This window comes from Oerskovia flava (assembly GCF_026163685.1).
GTDB lineage: Bacteria > Actinomycetota > Actinomycetes > Actinomycetales > Cellulomonadaceae > Oerskovia_A > Oerskovia_A flava.
Genome location: NZ_JAOXSR010000007.1, coordinates 180,373 through 194,317 on the forward strand (window position 1 = coordinate 180,373; position 13,945 = coordinate 194,317).

The 13,945-nt window shown below is 72.4% G+C and carries 13 protein-coding genes; 10 read left to right on the plus strand and 3 right to left on the minus strand.

The features are described 5' to 3' along the window. Positions 1 to 30 precede the first annotated feature (30 nt). The 3 genes from OHL10_RS12930 (at position 31) to OHL10_RS12940 (ending at position 1,805) form a co-directional block, all read left to right on the plus strand. Entirely contained in the window at positions 31 to 636 is a 606-nt protein-coding gene (locus OHL10_RS12930; protein ID WP_265522625.1) for a TetR/AcrR family transcriptional regulator, read from the plus strand. A 67-nt stretch (positions 637 to 703) separates the two neighbouring features. After that, entirely contained in the window at positions 704 to 1,045 is a 342-nt protein-coding gene (locus OHL10_RS12935; protein ID WP_265522626.1) for a nuclear transport factor 2 family protein, read from the plus strand. A 13-nt stretch (positions 1,046 to 1,058) separates the two neighbouring features. Further along, a complete protein-coding gene (locus tag OHL10_RS12940) occupies positions 1,059 to 1,805 on the plus strand; it encodes a class I SAM-dependent methyltransferase (protein ID WP_265522627.1) in 747 nt (248 codons plus the stop codon). A 94-nt stretch (positions 1,806 to 1,899) separates the two neighbouring features. Here the strand turns inward: OHL10_RS12940 and OHL10_RS12945 are convergent, their stop codons facing one another. Continuing rightward, entirely contained in the window at positions 1,900 to 2,376 is a 477-nt protein-coding gene (locus OHL10_RS12945; protein WP_265522628.1) for a DUF4190 domain-containing protein, read from the minus strand. A gap of 287 nt (positions 2,377 to 2,663) precedes the next feature. Here OHL10_RS12945 and OHL10_RS12950 point away from each other — a divergent pair, with 287 nt between their 5' ends. From OHL10_RS12950 to OHL10_RS12965, 4 genes are all read left to right on the plus strand, one after another. After that, positions 2,664 to 3,752 carry a fatty acid desaturase family protein gene (locus OHL10_RS12950; protein ID WP_265522629.1) on the plus strand — a complete coding sequence of 363 codons (1,089 nt, stop codon included), beginning with the start codon at positions 2,664 to 2,666 and terminating at the stop codon, positions 3,750 to 3,752. A gap of 124 nt (positions 3,753 to 3,876) precedes the next feature. After that, positions 3,877 to 5,448 (plus strand): hypothetical protein, encoded by a 1,572-nt coding sequence (locus tag OHL10_RS12955; RefSeq protein ID WP_265522630.1) that lies wholly within the window; start codon positions 3,877 to 3,879, stop codon positions 5,446 to 5,448. Between the two features lie 145 nt (positions 5,449 to 5,593). Continuing rightward, positions 5,594 to 7,060, plus strand: a complete 1,467-nt coding sequence (locus OHL10_RS12960) for a family 20 glycosylhydrolase (RefSeq protein WP_265522631.1) — start codon at positions 5,594 to 5,596, stop codon at positions 7,058 to 7,060. A 56-nt stretch (positions 7,061 to 7,116) separates the two neighbouring features. Further along, a complete protein-coding gene (locus OHL10_RS12965) occupies positions 7,117 to 8,769 on the plus strand; it encodes a hypothetical protein (protein ID WP_265522632.1) in 1,653 nt (550 codons plus the stop codon). 4 nt (positions 8,770 to 8,773) lie between these two features. Here the strand turns inward: OHL10_RS12965 and OHL10_RS12970 are convergent, their stop codons facing one another. Beyond that, complete coding sequence (locus OHL10_RS12970) at positions 8,774 to 10,435, minus strand: dolichyl-phosphate-mannose--protein mannosyltransferase (RefSeq protein WP_425499005.1); 1,662 nt, start codon at positions 10,433 to 10,435, stop codon at positions 8,774 to 8,776. A 25-nt stretch (positions 10,436 to 10,460) separates the two neighbouring features. Here OHL10_RS12970 and rsmI point away from each other — a divergent pair, with 25 nt between their 5' ends. Next, a complete protein-coding gene (rsmI, locus tag OHL10_RS12975; protein WP_265522634.1) occupies positions 10,461 to 11,369 on the plus strand; it encodes a 16S rRNA (cytidine(1402)-2'-O)-methyltransferase in 909 nt (302 codons plus the stop codon). 15 nt (positions 11,370 to 11,384) lie between these two features. On the opposite strand, the gene OHL10_RS12980 is transcribed toward rsmI, so the two are convergent. After that, a complete protein-coding gene (locus OHL10_RS12980) occupies positions 11,385 to 11,993 on the minus strand; it encodes an isochorismatase family protein (RefSeq protein ID WP_265522635.1) in 609 nt (202 codons plus the stop codon). Between the two features lie 83 nt (positions 11,994 to 12,076). Here OHL10_RS12980 and OHL10_RS12985 point away from each other — a divergent pair, with 83 nt between their 5' ends. Both OHL10_RS12985 and OHL10_RS12990 read left to right on the plus strand, forming a co-directional pair. Beyond that, positions 12,077 to 12,562: a MarR family winged helix-turn-helix transcriptional regulator gene (locus OHL10_RS12985; RefSeq protein ID WP_265522636.1), complete on the plus strand. Its 486-nt coding sequence runs from the start codon at positions 12,077 to 12,079 to the stop codon at positions 12,560 to 12,562. Between the two features lie 34 nt (positions 12,563 to 12,596). Then, positions 12,597 to 13,781, plus strand: coding sequence for an aminotransferase class I/II-fold pyridoxal phosphate-dependent enzyme (locus OHL10_RS12990; RefSeq protein WP_265522637.1), 1,185 nt, complete (start codon positions 12,597 to 12,599; stop codon positions 13,779 to 13,781). Positions 13,782 to 13,945 lie beyond the last annotated feature (164 nt).

A 13,945-nucleotide genomic window follows, 5' to 3' on the forward strand; every position in this document is an offset into this window, starting at 1 on the left:
AGGGCTGAGCAGAGCGGAGGCGGGCATCCGATGGCGCGCACGACACGAGAGCACCGGCCGGCGGCCGAGCGCCGCGAGCAGCTCCTGGACGCCGCCGTCGCGGTCATGCGCGAGGGCGGCATCAGCGCGGCCACCACGCGGGTCGTCGCCGATCGCGCCGGACTGCCGCAGGGCGCGTTCCACTACTGCTTCCGGTCCAAGGACGAGCTCTTCGCCGCGCTCCTGGACCGTGAGCTCGACGCGTCGCTCGGCCACGTGTGGGACGCCGTGGCGGACGCCCAGGACCTCGAGGAGAGCATCGCGGTCGCGCTGCGTGCGCTCCTCGACCACGTCCGGTCCGACCCGGAGTACCACCTGCTCACCGCCGAGCTCGTGGACGTCGCGGCGCGTACACCTGCCCTCGCCCACGTCGCGCGCCGGGAGCACACCGCGTACGTCGACCACGTCGAGCAGCGGCTCCGGCAGTGGCAGGAGGTCAACGGTGACCTCTCGGTCAGCCCGCGGGTCCTGGCCGAGGCGCTCGTCGCCGCCTCCACAGGGATCTCGTCCGCGTGGCTGAGCTCGCGCGACGACGAGGCGGCGCACGCCTCCGTCGCGCTGTTCTCCTCCGCGCTGGCCCACGCGACCGCCCCGTGACGGCGCGGCGTTGGCTAGGGTGGCCGGGTAGGCAGCCAGGAGGCGCGCGACGACGGACGGAGCACCCATGAGCACGGGCGACACCCCAGCGGTCCCGGCACCGGTCGAGCGGTTCGTCGCGGCGATCAACCACGCCGACACCGACGCCTTCGTCGCCTGCTTCACCGAGGACGGCTACGTCGACGACTGGGGTCGGATGCTGAGGGGTCCCGCCGGTGTGCGGGGCTGGGCCGGGTCCGACGCGATCGGGGCCGGCGCGCAGATGACGATCCTCTCCGCGGAGACCGCCGGGGACACCGTGACGACCCGGTTCGCCTGGCGCAGCCGCAGGTTCAACGGCGAGTCCACCGGGATCTTCACCCTCGACGGCTCGAAGATCGCTGGCTTCGCGATCCCTCCGCACGGCTGACCGCTCGGTGCGGATGAGGCCGTTCGAGGAGCTGGTGGCGGAGGCGGAGTCCGCGGAGATCGGCGGCTGGGGTTTCACGTGGCTGGACGGTCGCGCCACGGAGGAGCGCCCGCCGTGGGGCTACGCGCGCCTGCTGGCGGACCGGTTGGGTGAGGTGCGGTCCGCGCTCGACATCGACACCGGTGGCGGCGAGGTCGTCGCCGAGGCGCCCGTCCTCCCGCCCCGCATGGTGGTGACGGAGGGGTGGGCACCGAACGTCCGCCGCGCGCGTGAGCTCCTCGGGCCTCGAGGGGTGCAGGTGGTCGAGGTGGCCGACGCCCCGCTGCCGTTCGACGACGGGTCGTTCGAGTCGGTCAGCTCTCGTCACCCGGTCCGCCCGGACTGGGCCGAGATCCGCCGTGTGCTGGAGCCCGGTGGTCGCTACCTCGCGCAGCACGTCGGCCCGGCGTCCGCCTTCGAGCTCATCGAGCTCTTCCTCGGGCCGCTGCCGGAGCAGCGCACCCATCGCGACCCGGCCCGTGAGATCGCGGACGCGCAGGGCGCCGGTCTGGTCGTCGAGCGGTTCGAGGAGGCCCGCTGCCGGATGCAGTTCTTCGACATCGGCGCCGTCGTCTGGATCCTGCGCACCTGCGTGTGGTGGGTCCCGGACTTCTCGGCCTCCCGGTACGAGGACACGCTGCGCGCCCTCGATGCCCGCCTCCGGGCAGGCCACCCGTTCGTGGCGCACTCGACCCGGCACCTCGTCGAGGCGAGGCGGTAGCGCAGGGCGTCCTGCCCCCCGCAGACCACGGCGGGCACCGTCGGTGTCCGACGGTGCCCGCTGTCTGACTGCTGCGCGTGATGCTGACCGGAGGTCAGCTGCAGGTGTAGGTGATGCCGTTCACGTCGTGCGTGCCCGGGCCGAGCTCGGCGCACTTCTCGACGAGCTCGGCGGCGCCGATGCCGACGACGATCGCGACGACGACCGTGATGACCAGCACAACGGAGCCGACGATGATGCCGGCGAGGGCGATGCCGTTGCTGAAGCCGGCCTTCTTGGACTTGCGCAGCGCGACGATGCTGAGGATCAGACCGACGATCGACAGGCAGCCGAGGAAGGACAGGATCAGACCGACGATGCCCAGCGTCTTGCCGGGGTTCTCCTGGACGGGGGCGCCGTAGCCCTGCGCGGGCGGCGGCGCCTGGGGTGCACCGTACTGGGGTGCCTGGGGCGCGCCGTACTGGGGCGCCTGCGGGGCGTCCGAGCCCTGGCCGGCCTGGGGGTTCTGGGGGTTCTGCGGGGTCCCGTACGGGTCCTGCGGGTTCTGACCGGGCTGGTCGGGGGTCGACATGTCGGGCGTGCTCCCTCGGTTCGTGGATCGTGGCGGCCCCTAGTATGCCGTCCCGCGCGTCGCACGCCCATGGGTACGCCTCCCCTGGCGCGTCGCGAGCCTCTTCAGGCGCCTCTCCGGTCAGCACGAGGCGCAACAGGGGGGACAACCCGAGAGTTCTCGGATCGAGGCCCCCGACCCTACCTACGCAGGCGTAGGTAGAGATACTGTCGACGTAATTCACCACGTCAGGCCGGATGTGCTGCCCCTCGAGGTTGCCGCGTTCGCGAGACCGAGAGGCATCACCCATGACACTGGACGCGCTCGCCCCCAGCCGTGAGGACTCTCCGCGCAAGCGACAGACGAGCGACTTCACCGCGCTGACCCGCACTGTCCAGGAGCTCGGGCTGATGCGGAGGCGCTATGCCCACTACTGGATCAGCTTCGCTGCCCTGACGGTGGCGCTCGTGGGGTGTGGTGTCGCCTTCTGGCTGATCGGTGACTCCTGGTGGCAGCTCGTCGTGGCGGCGGTGCTCGGTGTGGTGCTGACGCAGACCGCGTTCCTCGCCCACGACGCCGCGCACCGGCAGATCTTCAAGTCGGGCGTCTGGAACGACTGGGCGAGCCTCGTCATCACGAACCTCTACACCGGCATGAGCTACGGCTGGTGGCAGCACAAGCACTCGCGCCACCACCAGAAGCCGAACCAGATCGGTGGCGACCCGGACATCGTCAACGGCGTGCTGGTCTGGGAGACCGACACGATCGAGGAGCCCAAGACCGGAGTCCGCGCCTGGTTCGCGGCCCGCCAGGGCTACTGGTTCTTCCCGCTGCTGCTCCTCGAGGGCATCAACCTGCACATCTCGGGGATCAAGAACATCTTCGGCCGTGCTCCCGTCAAGCGCCGCGCCGTCGAGATCACCTTCGTCACGGTGCGCCTGGTCGGCTACCTCGCCGCGGTCTTCTACGTCCTGCCCCCGGGGAAGGCAGCGGCGTTCCTCGGCATCCAGCTCGGCCTGTTCGGCCTGTTCATGGGCGCGTCGTTCGCCCCGAACCACAAGGGCATGCCGATCGTCCCGCCGGACGTGAAGATCGACTTCCTGCGCCGTCAGGTGCTCATGTCCCGCAACATCAGCGGGGGTCGATGGATCGACGTCGCGATGGGTGGGCTGAACTTCCAGGTCGAGCACCACCTGTTCCCCAGCATGCCGCGGCCCGCGCTGCGCAAGGTCCGGCCGATCGTGCGGGAGTTCTGCGCCGAGCGTGGCATCCCCTACACCGAGACGACGCTCGTCGGGTCGTACGGCATCGTGATCCGGTACCTCAACAAGGTGGGGCTCGCCGCCCGCGACCCGTTCCAGTGCCCGCTCACCCTCCAGTACCGTTCTGCGCGTTGAGGTCCGGCACCTGATCGGCGCGATCGGAGGTCCGCTCGCGGCGCGTGGTGGCACTCGTGAAGGTTCCGCGAGGAATGCTCCCGCGGCTCACGGTGCGGGTGCCGGGTGCGCCATGATGGGACCCGTGAAAACACGGAAGGTCCGATTCGCGACGATCGCCGGCTCTGTCGCGCTCGTCGGTTCCCTCCTGGCTGGATGCGCGTCCGGCGACGCCGTCGAGAGCCCCGGCGAGACCACCTCGGCGGCGACCGGTGCCCAGGCGGCCGAACTGCCGGCACCCATCCTGGTTCTCGGGTCCTCGGACCCGGCCGAGCTCGCGCTCACGGCGAGCCAGACGTTCTTCGAGCAGGCGCCGGTGGTGGTCGTCGCGGATGCGACGGACCCCGACGCCCAGGCCACGGCGGCCGAGGCCGCCGTGGCGCTCACCGCGCCGGTGCTGCTCACCGGGGGCGCGATCTCCGACGACGGGATCGGCAGCGAGCTGGAGCGGCTCGGCGCGGTCGCCGCGGTGCACGTCGGCGACGCTGCCGCAAGCGTCCCCGTCGCGGTGCGGCACTTCCCGGACGTCCACCTCGCGACGAGCTCGCTGCGCGAGCAGCCGGCCGGGATCAACGACGACGACCTCCGGACCGTGCTCGGCGCACTCCCTGATCTGCCCGAGCCCGAGGTGCTGCACGAGGTCCTGGTGCTCGTGGACGGTGCGCCGGGCCAGGGCCCGGCCGTGGCGACGGCGCGGGCGGCCGGCGCCGTCCCCCTGGAGGTCCCGGACGGCGAGCTGTCCGCCTCGTCGGAGGCCGTGCAGGCCGTGGCGGCCGCGAAGGCGCTCGCCGTGGTGGGTATCGGGGCCGGCTTCGGGTCTGCCGACGACCTGGCCTGGCGTGTCCGCGCCGCAGAGACCGGCGCGGAGCTGCCGGGTGGCGGCCAGGAGGTCCTGCCCGGCAAGCGGTACGTGACCCTGCACCGGTCGGCCGTGACGCCCTACCTCACCGAGCTCACGGAGGAGGAGATCACGGGCCGGGTGGAGCTCGCGCGGGAGACCGCGGCACCGTTCGAGGACGTCGAGTCCCCGGACGGCGCGACCATCGTCCCGACTCTTGAGCTCGCGGTCACGGTCGCCTCCGGCGCGCCCGGGGTGGACGGCAACTACTCGACCGAGCTCGACGTCGAGACGGTGCGCCCGCTCGTCGAGGCCGCCCACGACGCCGGGGTGTACGTCCTGCTCGCTCTCCAGCCCGGTGGCTCGACCTTCCTCGAGCAGGTCGAGCAGTACGACGACCTGCTGCGGCTCCCGGCCGTGGGGCTGGCGCTCGACGTGGAGCACCGTCGCGCGGGGAACGGTTCGGTGCAGTCCGGCACCGTGCCGGTCACGGAGGTCGACGACGTCCTCGAGCACGTCGCGGGCCTGGTGCGCGAGGCGGACCTCCCGCAGAAGCTCGTCGTCGTCCACCAGTCCTCCGCGGGCTCGGTCCTCGACCGGCAGGACCTCGGTGCCGGCGCGTCGCAGACGGCCGTCGTGCTGCACTCGGACGTGTACGGCGCGCTGTGGCTCAAGGAGTCGGCGTACGAGGAGCTGCGTGCCGACGCCCCCGACGGTGTCGGGTGGGGCTGGACGCAGCACCGTGGGACGGGCGTCGCGCCGGGTCCCGAGGAGGCGCTCGTGCTGGAGCCCGCTCCGGACTACATCAGTTTCGAATAGACTCCTCACAAATGGGCTTGTCCCCGTCGCCGCGCGGGGATACCGTGTCTGACGAGCGCTGCCGAATCGATTCGATTCGGCGGAGGCGCTCACCGTCGTCCTCCCCCAGTCCGGACGACGGACCGCCCCAGACGACGAGGTTCTGATGGTCTCGATCCTTCCCCAGCCCCTGTCCCTGTCCGTCGGCGACGGGGTCTTCCGGCTCGACGGCGACGTCGCCGTGGTCCCGGAGAGCACGTCGACCGCGGAGGTCGCGGAGCTCGCTGCCGCGCTCCTGACCGCAGCGGCAGGTACCCCCGTCCCCGTGGCCGCAGCCCCTTCGGCCGCCGCCAGCCCGATAGAGCTGCGTCTCGACACCGCCGAGGGCGCGGTCGGCTCGAGCCCCGAGGCGTACACGCTCACCGTGACGTCCGACGGCGTCCTCGCCACCGCGACGACGCCCGCCGGGCTCCTGCACGCCGTGCAGACCCTGTGCCAGCTCGTCGTGCCCGCCAGCACCCCCGGTGCGACGGACGTCCACGTGCCGGCCGTCGTCGTGCACGACGCGCCCCGCTTCGCGTGGCGCGGCCTCTCGGTCGACATCGCCCGCAACTTCTTCGGCGTCCCGGAGCTCATGGCGGTCATCGACGTCCTCAGCGCGTACAAGCTCAACGTCCTGCACCTGCACCTCACCGACGACCAGGGCTGGCGCATCGAGTCGCCGTCGCGGCCGGAGCTCGCGAAGCTCTCGTCCGACAGCGAGGTCGGGGGAGGGCCCGGTGGCTACCTGAGCCTCGCCGACTTCCGCGCGCTGCAGGACTACGCGGCGCAGCGCTTCGTGCGCGTCGTGCCGGAGATCGACGTCCCGGGCCACATCAACGCGGCCACGCACGTGTACGGCGAGCTCATGCCGGACGGGAAGCCGACCGACGTCTACGCCGGGATCGAGGTCGGTTTCAGCAAGCTGACCTACGACCTGCCGGCGACCGAGCCGTTCCTGCGGGACGTCTTCTCCGACCTGGCGCACGCCACCGACGGCGAGTACGTCCACATCGGCGGCGACGAGGTCCTCACCATGGAGGCCGACGAGTTCGCGCGCTTCATGGACCTCTGCCAGCAGATCGTTCACGACGCCGGCAAGAAGGTCGTCGCCTGGCAGGAGATCGCCCACGCCGAGGTGCGTCCCGGGACGGTCGTGCAGTTCTGGGACGTCCACAAGAAGGACGTCCGGCCGTTTCTCGAGGCCGCGGAGAAGGGCGCCACGCTGCTGCTGTCTCCCGGCAACCGCGCGTACCTCGACATGAAGTACACGGCGGAGCACCCGCTCGGGCTCGAGTGGGCCGGGCTGGTCGAGCTGCGCGACTCCTACGACTGGGAGCCCGAGGAGGTCATCCCCGGGCTGCGGGCCGAGGCGATCGAGGGCGTCGAGGCGGCGGTGTGGACGGAGACGCTCACCACGCTCGACGACCTGTTCTCCATGTTGCTGCCCCGGCTCGCCGCCGTCGCCGAGGTGGCCTGGACCGCCGCGGACCGCAAGGACTGGGACGACTTCCGGGCGCGGGTCGCCGCCGAGGCCGTCCGGTGGCGTCGCGACGGCGTGAGCTACCACCCGACGCCGCAGGTCGCCTGGTAGCCGAGCAGCGGGTCCGTCCGGGTGCCGGTCCGGCGCCCGGCTGGGAGGATCGGGGGGTGCCCTCCCGTGACGCTCGCCCGACCACGCGCCGGGGCCGTTCGCTCGCCGTCGCCCTCCTGACGATCGGGCTCGCCGCCGGTGGTTGCACCGCCGGGGCGCCGGACCGTGACACGGAGCCGACCGAGGAGGTCACGACGACGCCCGAACCGCCCCGGGCGGTCGCGGCGACCGTCGACGGCGTCGTCACGCTGGAGCAGTCGGACCCTGCCGGCCTCGCGCTGGGAGCCAGCGAGACGTTCTTCGACGAGGCGCCGCTCGTCGTGCTCGCCGAGGTCGCGTCGGCGCCGGCGGAGGGCCTGGCGCACACGCTCGCCGGGCCGCTGCTGCTGACCGGTGGAACGGTGGACGACGAGGCGGTGCTGGCCGAGATCGATCGGCTCGGCGCCGTCGGTCTCGTCGTCGTGGCGGACGGGTCGGCCGAGCCCACCGGCGAGGCCCTGCCCGCAGGCCTGGCCGACCGTCTCCCCGACACCACGGTCGCGACCGTCGACCCCGCGGACCTGGCGCTCCCGGAGGGCGACGACCTCACGAGCGGTGACCTCACCGGCAGCGACCTCGAGTCGTTGGCGACGTCGGTCCGCGACGCGGCGCCCGACCTGCCCGACGCCGGCGAGCCCCGCCTCGTGAGCGACCTCCTCGTGCTGTGGGACGGCGCGCCGGAGTCCTCCGCGGCCCTCGCGTCGGCGCGTGCGGCCGGGGCGACGCCCGTCGAGACGCCGGGCGGCGACCCGCGCGCGACCACGGGCACGGTGGAGGCCGTCCACGCGGCCGGGGCGGGCGCCGTCGTCGGGATCGGAGCGTCTTTCGGCAGTCCGGACGAGCTCGCGTGGCGCGTCGGCACGGCCGCGACCGGGGTGGAGCTTCCCGGCGGGGGGCAGCTCGTGCTGCCCGGCAAGAGCTACGTGGCGCTCTACGGGTCGCCGGTGACGCCCGCCCTCGGCGTCCTGGGGGAGCAGGGCGTCCCGGAGACGATCGCCCGGGCGCAGCGCCTCGCGAAGCAGTACACCGACCTCACCGACCAGCCGGTCGTGCCGACGCTCGAGATCATCGTCACGGTCGCCTCCGGGTCGGCCGGTGACGACGGGAACTACTCCAACGAGTGGCCCGTCGAGACGTTCCTGCCGCTCGTCGACGCGGCCGAGGAGGCCGGTGTGTACGTCGTCCTGGACTTCCAGCCGGGCCGTACGGACTTCCGTACGCAGGTCGAGGAGTACGCCGAGCTCGTGGCGCGCCCGCACGTGGGGGTCGCGCTCGACCCGGAGTGGCGGCTCGAGCCCGACGAGGTCCACCTGCGGCAGATCGGCTCGGTCGGGATCGACGAGGTCAACGACGTCGTGGACTACCTCGCCGACCTGACGCGGGAGAACGACCTGCCGCAGAAGCTGCTCGTGCTCCACCAGTTCCGGTTGTCCATGATCACGGACCGCGAACGCCTCGACACGAGCCGCCCCGAGCTGGCGGTGCTCATCCACGCCGACGGGCAGGGTGGCCAGCAGGCGAAGACGGCGACGTGGGAGGCCCTGCACCGCGACGCACCGGACGGCGTGTACTGGGGGTGGAAGAACTTCTACGACGAGGACACCCCGATGCTCACGCCGGAGCAGACCTTCCGCGTGCGGCCGGTCCCGGACTTCGTCAGCTACCAGTGAGGGGTCACACCCAGCTCGGCAGCCACATGTGCAGGTGCCAGAACCAGTACGGCACCTCGATCGCGGTCCACACGGGGTAGAAGAACACGCTGACCGTGCCGATCACGGACAGCATCATGATGATCACCCACTGCGCGCGCCCGCGGGCGACGGGCAGCCGCTCGGTGCGTTCGAGCGCGACGGTCGCGACGTACACGAGCGTGAGGACCACCCACGGCGTGAACGCGATCGAGTAGAACGTGAAGATGGTGCGCTCGGAGTGCAGGAACCACGGCGCCCAGCCTGCGAGGATCCCGCTCAGCGCCGCACCGGCACGCCAGTCGCGCAGCCGCACGAGCAGCACGAGCGCGACGACGACGGCGGCGGCCGCGAGCCACCACAGGACCGGGTTGCCCACGGACGTGATCGCGCGCGAGCAGCGCTCGATCTCGCACGTGCCCTCGCCCTCGGCGAACGACCGGTAGTAGAACGACGTGGGCCGCCACTGCACGAGCCAGCCCACGGGGTGCGCCTCGTAGGGGTGCTCGGACGTGAGGCCGGTGTGGAACGACCACATCCGCGTGTGGTACTCCCACAGTGAGCGCAACGACTCCGGCAGCCACGTGACCCCGAGGGTGGGGTTCTCGGCCGCCCACTCGCGCATGTAGGAGCCGGGGGTGCGGAACCACGAGAACCAGCCGGCGACGTAGGTGAGCGCCGCGGTGGGGAGCATGACGAGCGCGGCGGGGATCGCGTCGACGAGCAGCGCGTCCTCCCACCAGCGGGTGACCCCGACGGCACGGCGCGCCAACGCGTCCCAGACCACCGACATCACGGCGAACACGGCGAAGAAGTACAGGCCGGACCACTTCACGCCGCACGCGAGGCCGAGCGCGACGGCCGCGGCCAGGCGCCACCACCGCCAGCCGAGGCGGGGACCGTAGCGCCCGACGACGCCACCGGCGTCGAGGATCGCGGCGCAGCGCTCGGCGAGCCGGCGCCGCGCCTGGTCACGGTCGAGGAGGAGGCAGCCGAACGCGACGAGCACCCAGAACATGAGGAAGTTGTCGAGCAGCCCCGTGCGTGAGTGCACGATCGCCGCGCCGTCGACCGCCAGGAGCGCCCCGGCGACGATGCCCATCGCGGTCGACGCGAACATCCGGCGGGCGATGCGGGCGAGCAGGAACACCGCGAGCGCGCCGACCAGCGCGGAGGCGATCCGCCACGACCACGGGTTCTCTGCGCCACCGAACAGCCGCATCCCGGCCGCGATCATCCACTTGCCGACCTGTGGGTGCACCACGTAGTCGGCCTCGGCGAGGTACGTGTCGACGTCCCCGGCCTCGAAGGCCGGGTTCGGCTCGTCGGGCCAGTCGGCCTCGTACCCGACGCGCAGCAGCGTGTACGCCTGCTTCACGTAGTACGTCTCGTCGAAGACGAGCGTCCCCGGTCGCCCGAGGTTCCACAGGCGCAGCGCTGCGGCCACCAGCGCGACGATCAGCGGACCGAGCCAGCCCCACAGCCGGTCGTGGGCGCTCACGCCGAGCGCGATCCGGCGTCGGCCGAGCAGGGTCGTCAGGAGACGGTCGCGGTGCGACGTCGTCGCCGAGGGTTCCGACGCAGCGTCGCCCGGGTGCAGCACGACGTCGGGAGGCACGACGTCGGGAGGCGGGGGCACGCTCGCCATCGTAGGACGTGCGAGGCTGGAGACCATGAGCAACGCGCGCCCGGACCACGGCGAGGACGACGAGCAGACCATCGAGGCAGCGTCGGCACCCGCCGAGGCCGGGCACCTGGTCCTCGTGGCCACCCCCATCGGCAACGTCGAGGACGCCAGCCTCCGGCTGCGGCGCCTGCTCGCCGAGGCCGACGTCGTCGCGGCGGAGGACACCCGCCGGCTGCACGCCCTCGCGCACCGGATGGGCGTGCAGGTCGGGGGGCGTGTCCTCAGCTACCACGAGCACAACGAGACAGAGCGGGCGGACGAGCTGCTCGACGCCGTCGCCGACGGGTCCGTGGTCGTCGTCGTCACGGACGCCGGCATGCCGAGCGTGTCCGACCCCGGCTTCCGCGTCGTGGCACGCGCCGTGGAGCGGGACCTGCCGATCACCGCCGCACCCGGGCCCAGCGCCGTCCTCACGGCCCTCGCGCTGTCGGGGCTCGCGACCGACCGGTTCTGCTTCGAGGGGTTCCCGCCCCGCAAGCCCGGCGAGCGGGCCCGCACCTTCGCGGCCCTGGTCGACGAGCCGCGGACCATGGTCTTCTTCGAAGCGCCCCACCGCATCGCCGACACCCTCGCCGCGATGTCCGACGCGTTCGGCCCCGACCGGGCCGCCGCCGTCGCGCGCGAGCTGACCAAGACGTACGAGGAGGTGCTGCGCGGCGGCCTCGGCGAACTCGCCGACCGCGTCACGCAGACCCCGCTGCGCGGCGAGATCTGCGTCGTCGTCGCCGGCGCCCCGCCGCGCGGCCCCGTCCCCCTCGCCGAGCTCGTGCCCCAGGTCCTCGAGCGGGTCGCGGCGGGGGAGCGCCTCAAGGACGTCGTGGGCGACGTCGCCGGTGGAGCCGGCGTCGCCAAGCGCGACCTCTACGAGGCGGCGCTCGCGGCGAGGTCTCGTTGACTCACCGGCGTCCGGTCAGACGTCGGTGCTCACCTCGAGCCGGACGCCCGCCGCGGCGAGATCTTCTCGCGCCTGGGCGCCGAGCTCGGGCGAGACGGGCACGGTCAGGTCGGTGAGGACGCGGGTGCGCAGGCCGAGGCCGTTCGCGTCGAGCGCGGTCGCCCGCACGCAGTGCGACTCGGCGATGCCGACGACGTCGACGCTCGTCACCCCCGCGGCGGCGAGGATCTCGGCCAGCGGGCGCCCCGCGGTGTCGACACCCTCGAACCCGGAGTAGGCCGCCTCGTAGGCGCCCTTCTTCACGCTCGCGTCGGGGGCGAGGTCGGCGAGCGCCGGGTGCAGCTCTGCGTTCGGTGTGCCGGCGAGCCCGTGCGGCGGCCACGTGTCGACGAAGTCGGGCTCCTCGGGGTGCGTCGCGAAGTGCCGACCGGGATCGACGTGCCAGTCCTGGGTCGTGACGACGACGTCGTAGGCCTCCCGCCGCGCGGCGGCGAAGGCGGCGATGCGCTCGGCGACGGCGTGCCCGCCAGGGACCCCGAGCTCACCGCCCTCGCAGAAGGTCGGTTGCACGTCGACCACGATCAGGGCGCGGCGTGCGGTGTCGTGCGGGTCGTTCGGTGCCATGCCCTCACTCTGGCACGCGCGCGGGCCCGCGCCAACGCCGGTGATCGCCGTAGGCTGGCACCACGACGTGCGAGGAGGCCGAGATGACTGACGAGGCACCGGGACCGGGCACGCGAGCACCGGCGGGCGCCGGCGGCGAGCGTCGACCGATCGGCTACTGGCTCAAGCTCGTGGACCGGCTCATCGACGACAGCTTCGACGAGGTGTTCCACCACTCCGGGCTGACACGCCGGCACTGGCAGGTCCTCAACATGATCCGCGACGGCGTGAGCGACGCCAGCACCGTCGACGGCGTCCTGTCGCCGTTCGCGCACGGGACCACGGACCCGGGGCACGCGGCCGGGGTCAGCGCCGAGATCGACGACCTCACGCGCCGGGGGTGGGTGCAGCGCTCGGACGCCGGCCTCACGGTCACGGTCGCGGGCAACCACGCCTACCACGACCTGCTCGACGCCGTCTCGACCTCACGGCAGCGGCTCGCCGAGGGCATCAGCCCCCAGCAGTACGACGACACGGTGGCGACGCTCGAACGGATGGCGCAGAACCTCGGGTGGCCTCCGACGGCGTAACCTGCGAGAACGCCTCGAGAGTGGGAGCACCCAGATGGAGTTCCGCCGGATTCCCGGTCTGCCGCCGTACGTCTTCACGATCATCGACGGACTGAAGGTCGAGGCGCGTCGGGCCGGTCGCGACGTCGTCGACCTCGGGTTCGGCAATCCCGACCTGCCGAGCCCGCAGATCGCGGTCGACAAGCTGGCGGAGGCCGCGCACAACACCCGCAACCACCGGTACTCGGCGTCGCGCGGTATCCCGAAGCTCCGGCAGGCGGCGGCGGACCACTACCTGCGCCGGTTCGGCGTCGTCCTCGACCCCGAGACCGAGGTCATCTCGACGATCGGGGCGAAGGAAGGCTTCAGTCACCTCATGTGGGTGCTGCTGCAGCCGGGCGATGCCGCGATCGTGCCCACACCGAGCTACCCGATCCACATCTGGGGGCCCTACTTCGCGGGCGCCGACGCCCGCCAGGTCCCCATCGGCGACGGGACCGACGCCGCGGGGTACATCGACCGTGTCATCGAGGCGTGGGAGCTGGGCTGGCCCAAGCCCCGTGTCGTCGTGCTGTCGTTCCCGCACAACCCGACGACGACCGTGGCGACGAAGGAGGACCTGCAGCGCCTCGTCGACTGGGCCCGCGGCAAGGACGTCGTGCTCGTCCACGACCTCGCCTACGCGGACATGACGTTCGACGGGTTCAAGCCGCCGTCGATCATGGAGTGCGAGGGTGCGCGCGAGGTCGCGGTCGAGCTGTACTCCATGACGAAGTCGTTCTCGATGGCCGGCTGGCGGGTCGCGTTCCTCGTGGGCCGCAGTGACGTCGTCGGCGCGCTCGCGAAGCTCAAGAGCTACCTCGACTACGGCACGTTCGGGCCGATCCAGATCGCGGCGACGGTCACGCTCAACGAGGCGACCGACTACCCGGCGGAGCTCTCGGAGGTGTACGCCTCGCGCCGCGACGCGCTGTGCGACGGCCTCGACCGGATCGGCTGGGAGATCCACCGCCCGGGCGGCACGATGTTCGCGTGGGCCCGCATCCCCGAGCCGTACCGGGAGATGGGCTCGATCGAGTTCGCGACCCACGTCGTCGAGGAGTGCGACGTCGCCGTCTCTCCCGGCGTGGGGTTCGGGCCGGGCGGGGACGAGTTCGTCCGGTTCGCGCTCATCGAGAACGAGCACCGGATCGGTCAGGCCGTGCGGGGCCTCAAGCGGGGTCTCACGCGCCTGCGGTAGGCCAGACGCCCGCGGGGTCGGTTCCGCCGTCGTACCTGGTGGGCGTCGACCTGTCGGCTGGCGCGAGCGCCCACGTGTGGCCGTGCACGTGGGCTGAGGAACGCCACGACGAACGGGCGCACCACCCGCCCGACGCGCCCGACGAGTGGTGGGCGGCGTCGCAC

Excerpts from the sequence above, each read along its gene's own strand:
- OHL10_RS12930 (WP_265522625.1), top strand. The coding sequence starts at position 31 with ATGGCGCGCACGACACGAGAGCACCGGCCGGCGGCCGAGCGCCGCGAG.
- OHL10_RS12935 (WP_265522626.1), top strand. The coding sequence starts at position 704 with ATGAGCACGGGCGACACCCCAGCGGTCCCGGCACCGGTCGAGCGGTTC.
- OHL10_RS12940 (WP_265522627.1), top strand. The coding sequence starts at position 1,059 with ATGAGGCCGTTCGAGGAGCTGGTGGCGGAGGCGGAGTCCGCGGAGATC.
- OHL10_RS12945 (WP_265522628.1), bottom strand. The coding sequence starts at position 2,376 with ATGTCGACCCCCGACCAGCCCGGTCAGAACCCGCAGGACCCGTACGGG.
- OHL10_RS12950 (WP_265522629.1), top strand. The coding sequence starts at position 2,664 with ATGACACTGGACGCGCTCGCCCCCAGCCGTGAGGACTCTCCGCGCAAG.
- OHL10_RS12960 (WP_265522631.1), top strand. The coding sequence starts at position 5,594 with ATGGTCTCGATCCTTCCCCAGCCCCTGTCCCTGTCCGTCGGCGACGGG.
- OHL10_RS12970 (WP_425499005.1), bottom strand. The coding sequence starts at position 10,435 with ATGGCGAGCGTGCCCCCGCCTCCCGACGTCGTGCCTCCCGACGTCGTG.
- rsmI (WP_265522634.1), top strand. The coding sequence starts at position 10,461 with ATGAGCAACGCGCGCCCGGACCACGGCGAGGACGACGAGCAGACCATC.
- OHL10_RS12980 (WP_265522635.1), bottom strand. The coding sequence starts at position 11,993 with ATGGCACCGAACGACCCGCACGACACCGCACGCCGCGCCCTGATCGTG.
- OHL10_RS12985 (WP_265522636.1), top strand. The coding sequence starts at position 12,077 with ATGACTGACGAGGCACCGGGACCGGGCACGCGAGCACCGGCGGGCGCC.
- OHL10_RS12990 (WP_265522637.1), top strand. The coding sequence starts at position 12,597 with ATGGAGTTCCGCCGGATTCCCGGTCTGCCGCCGTACGTCTTCACGATC.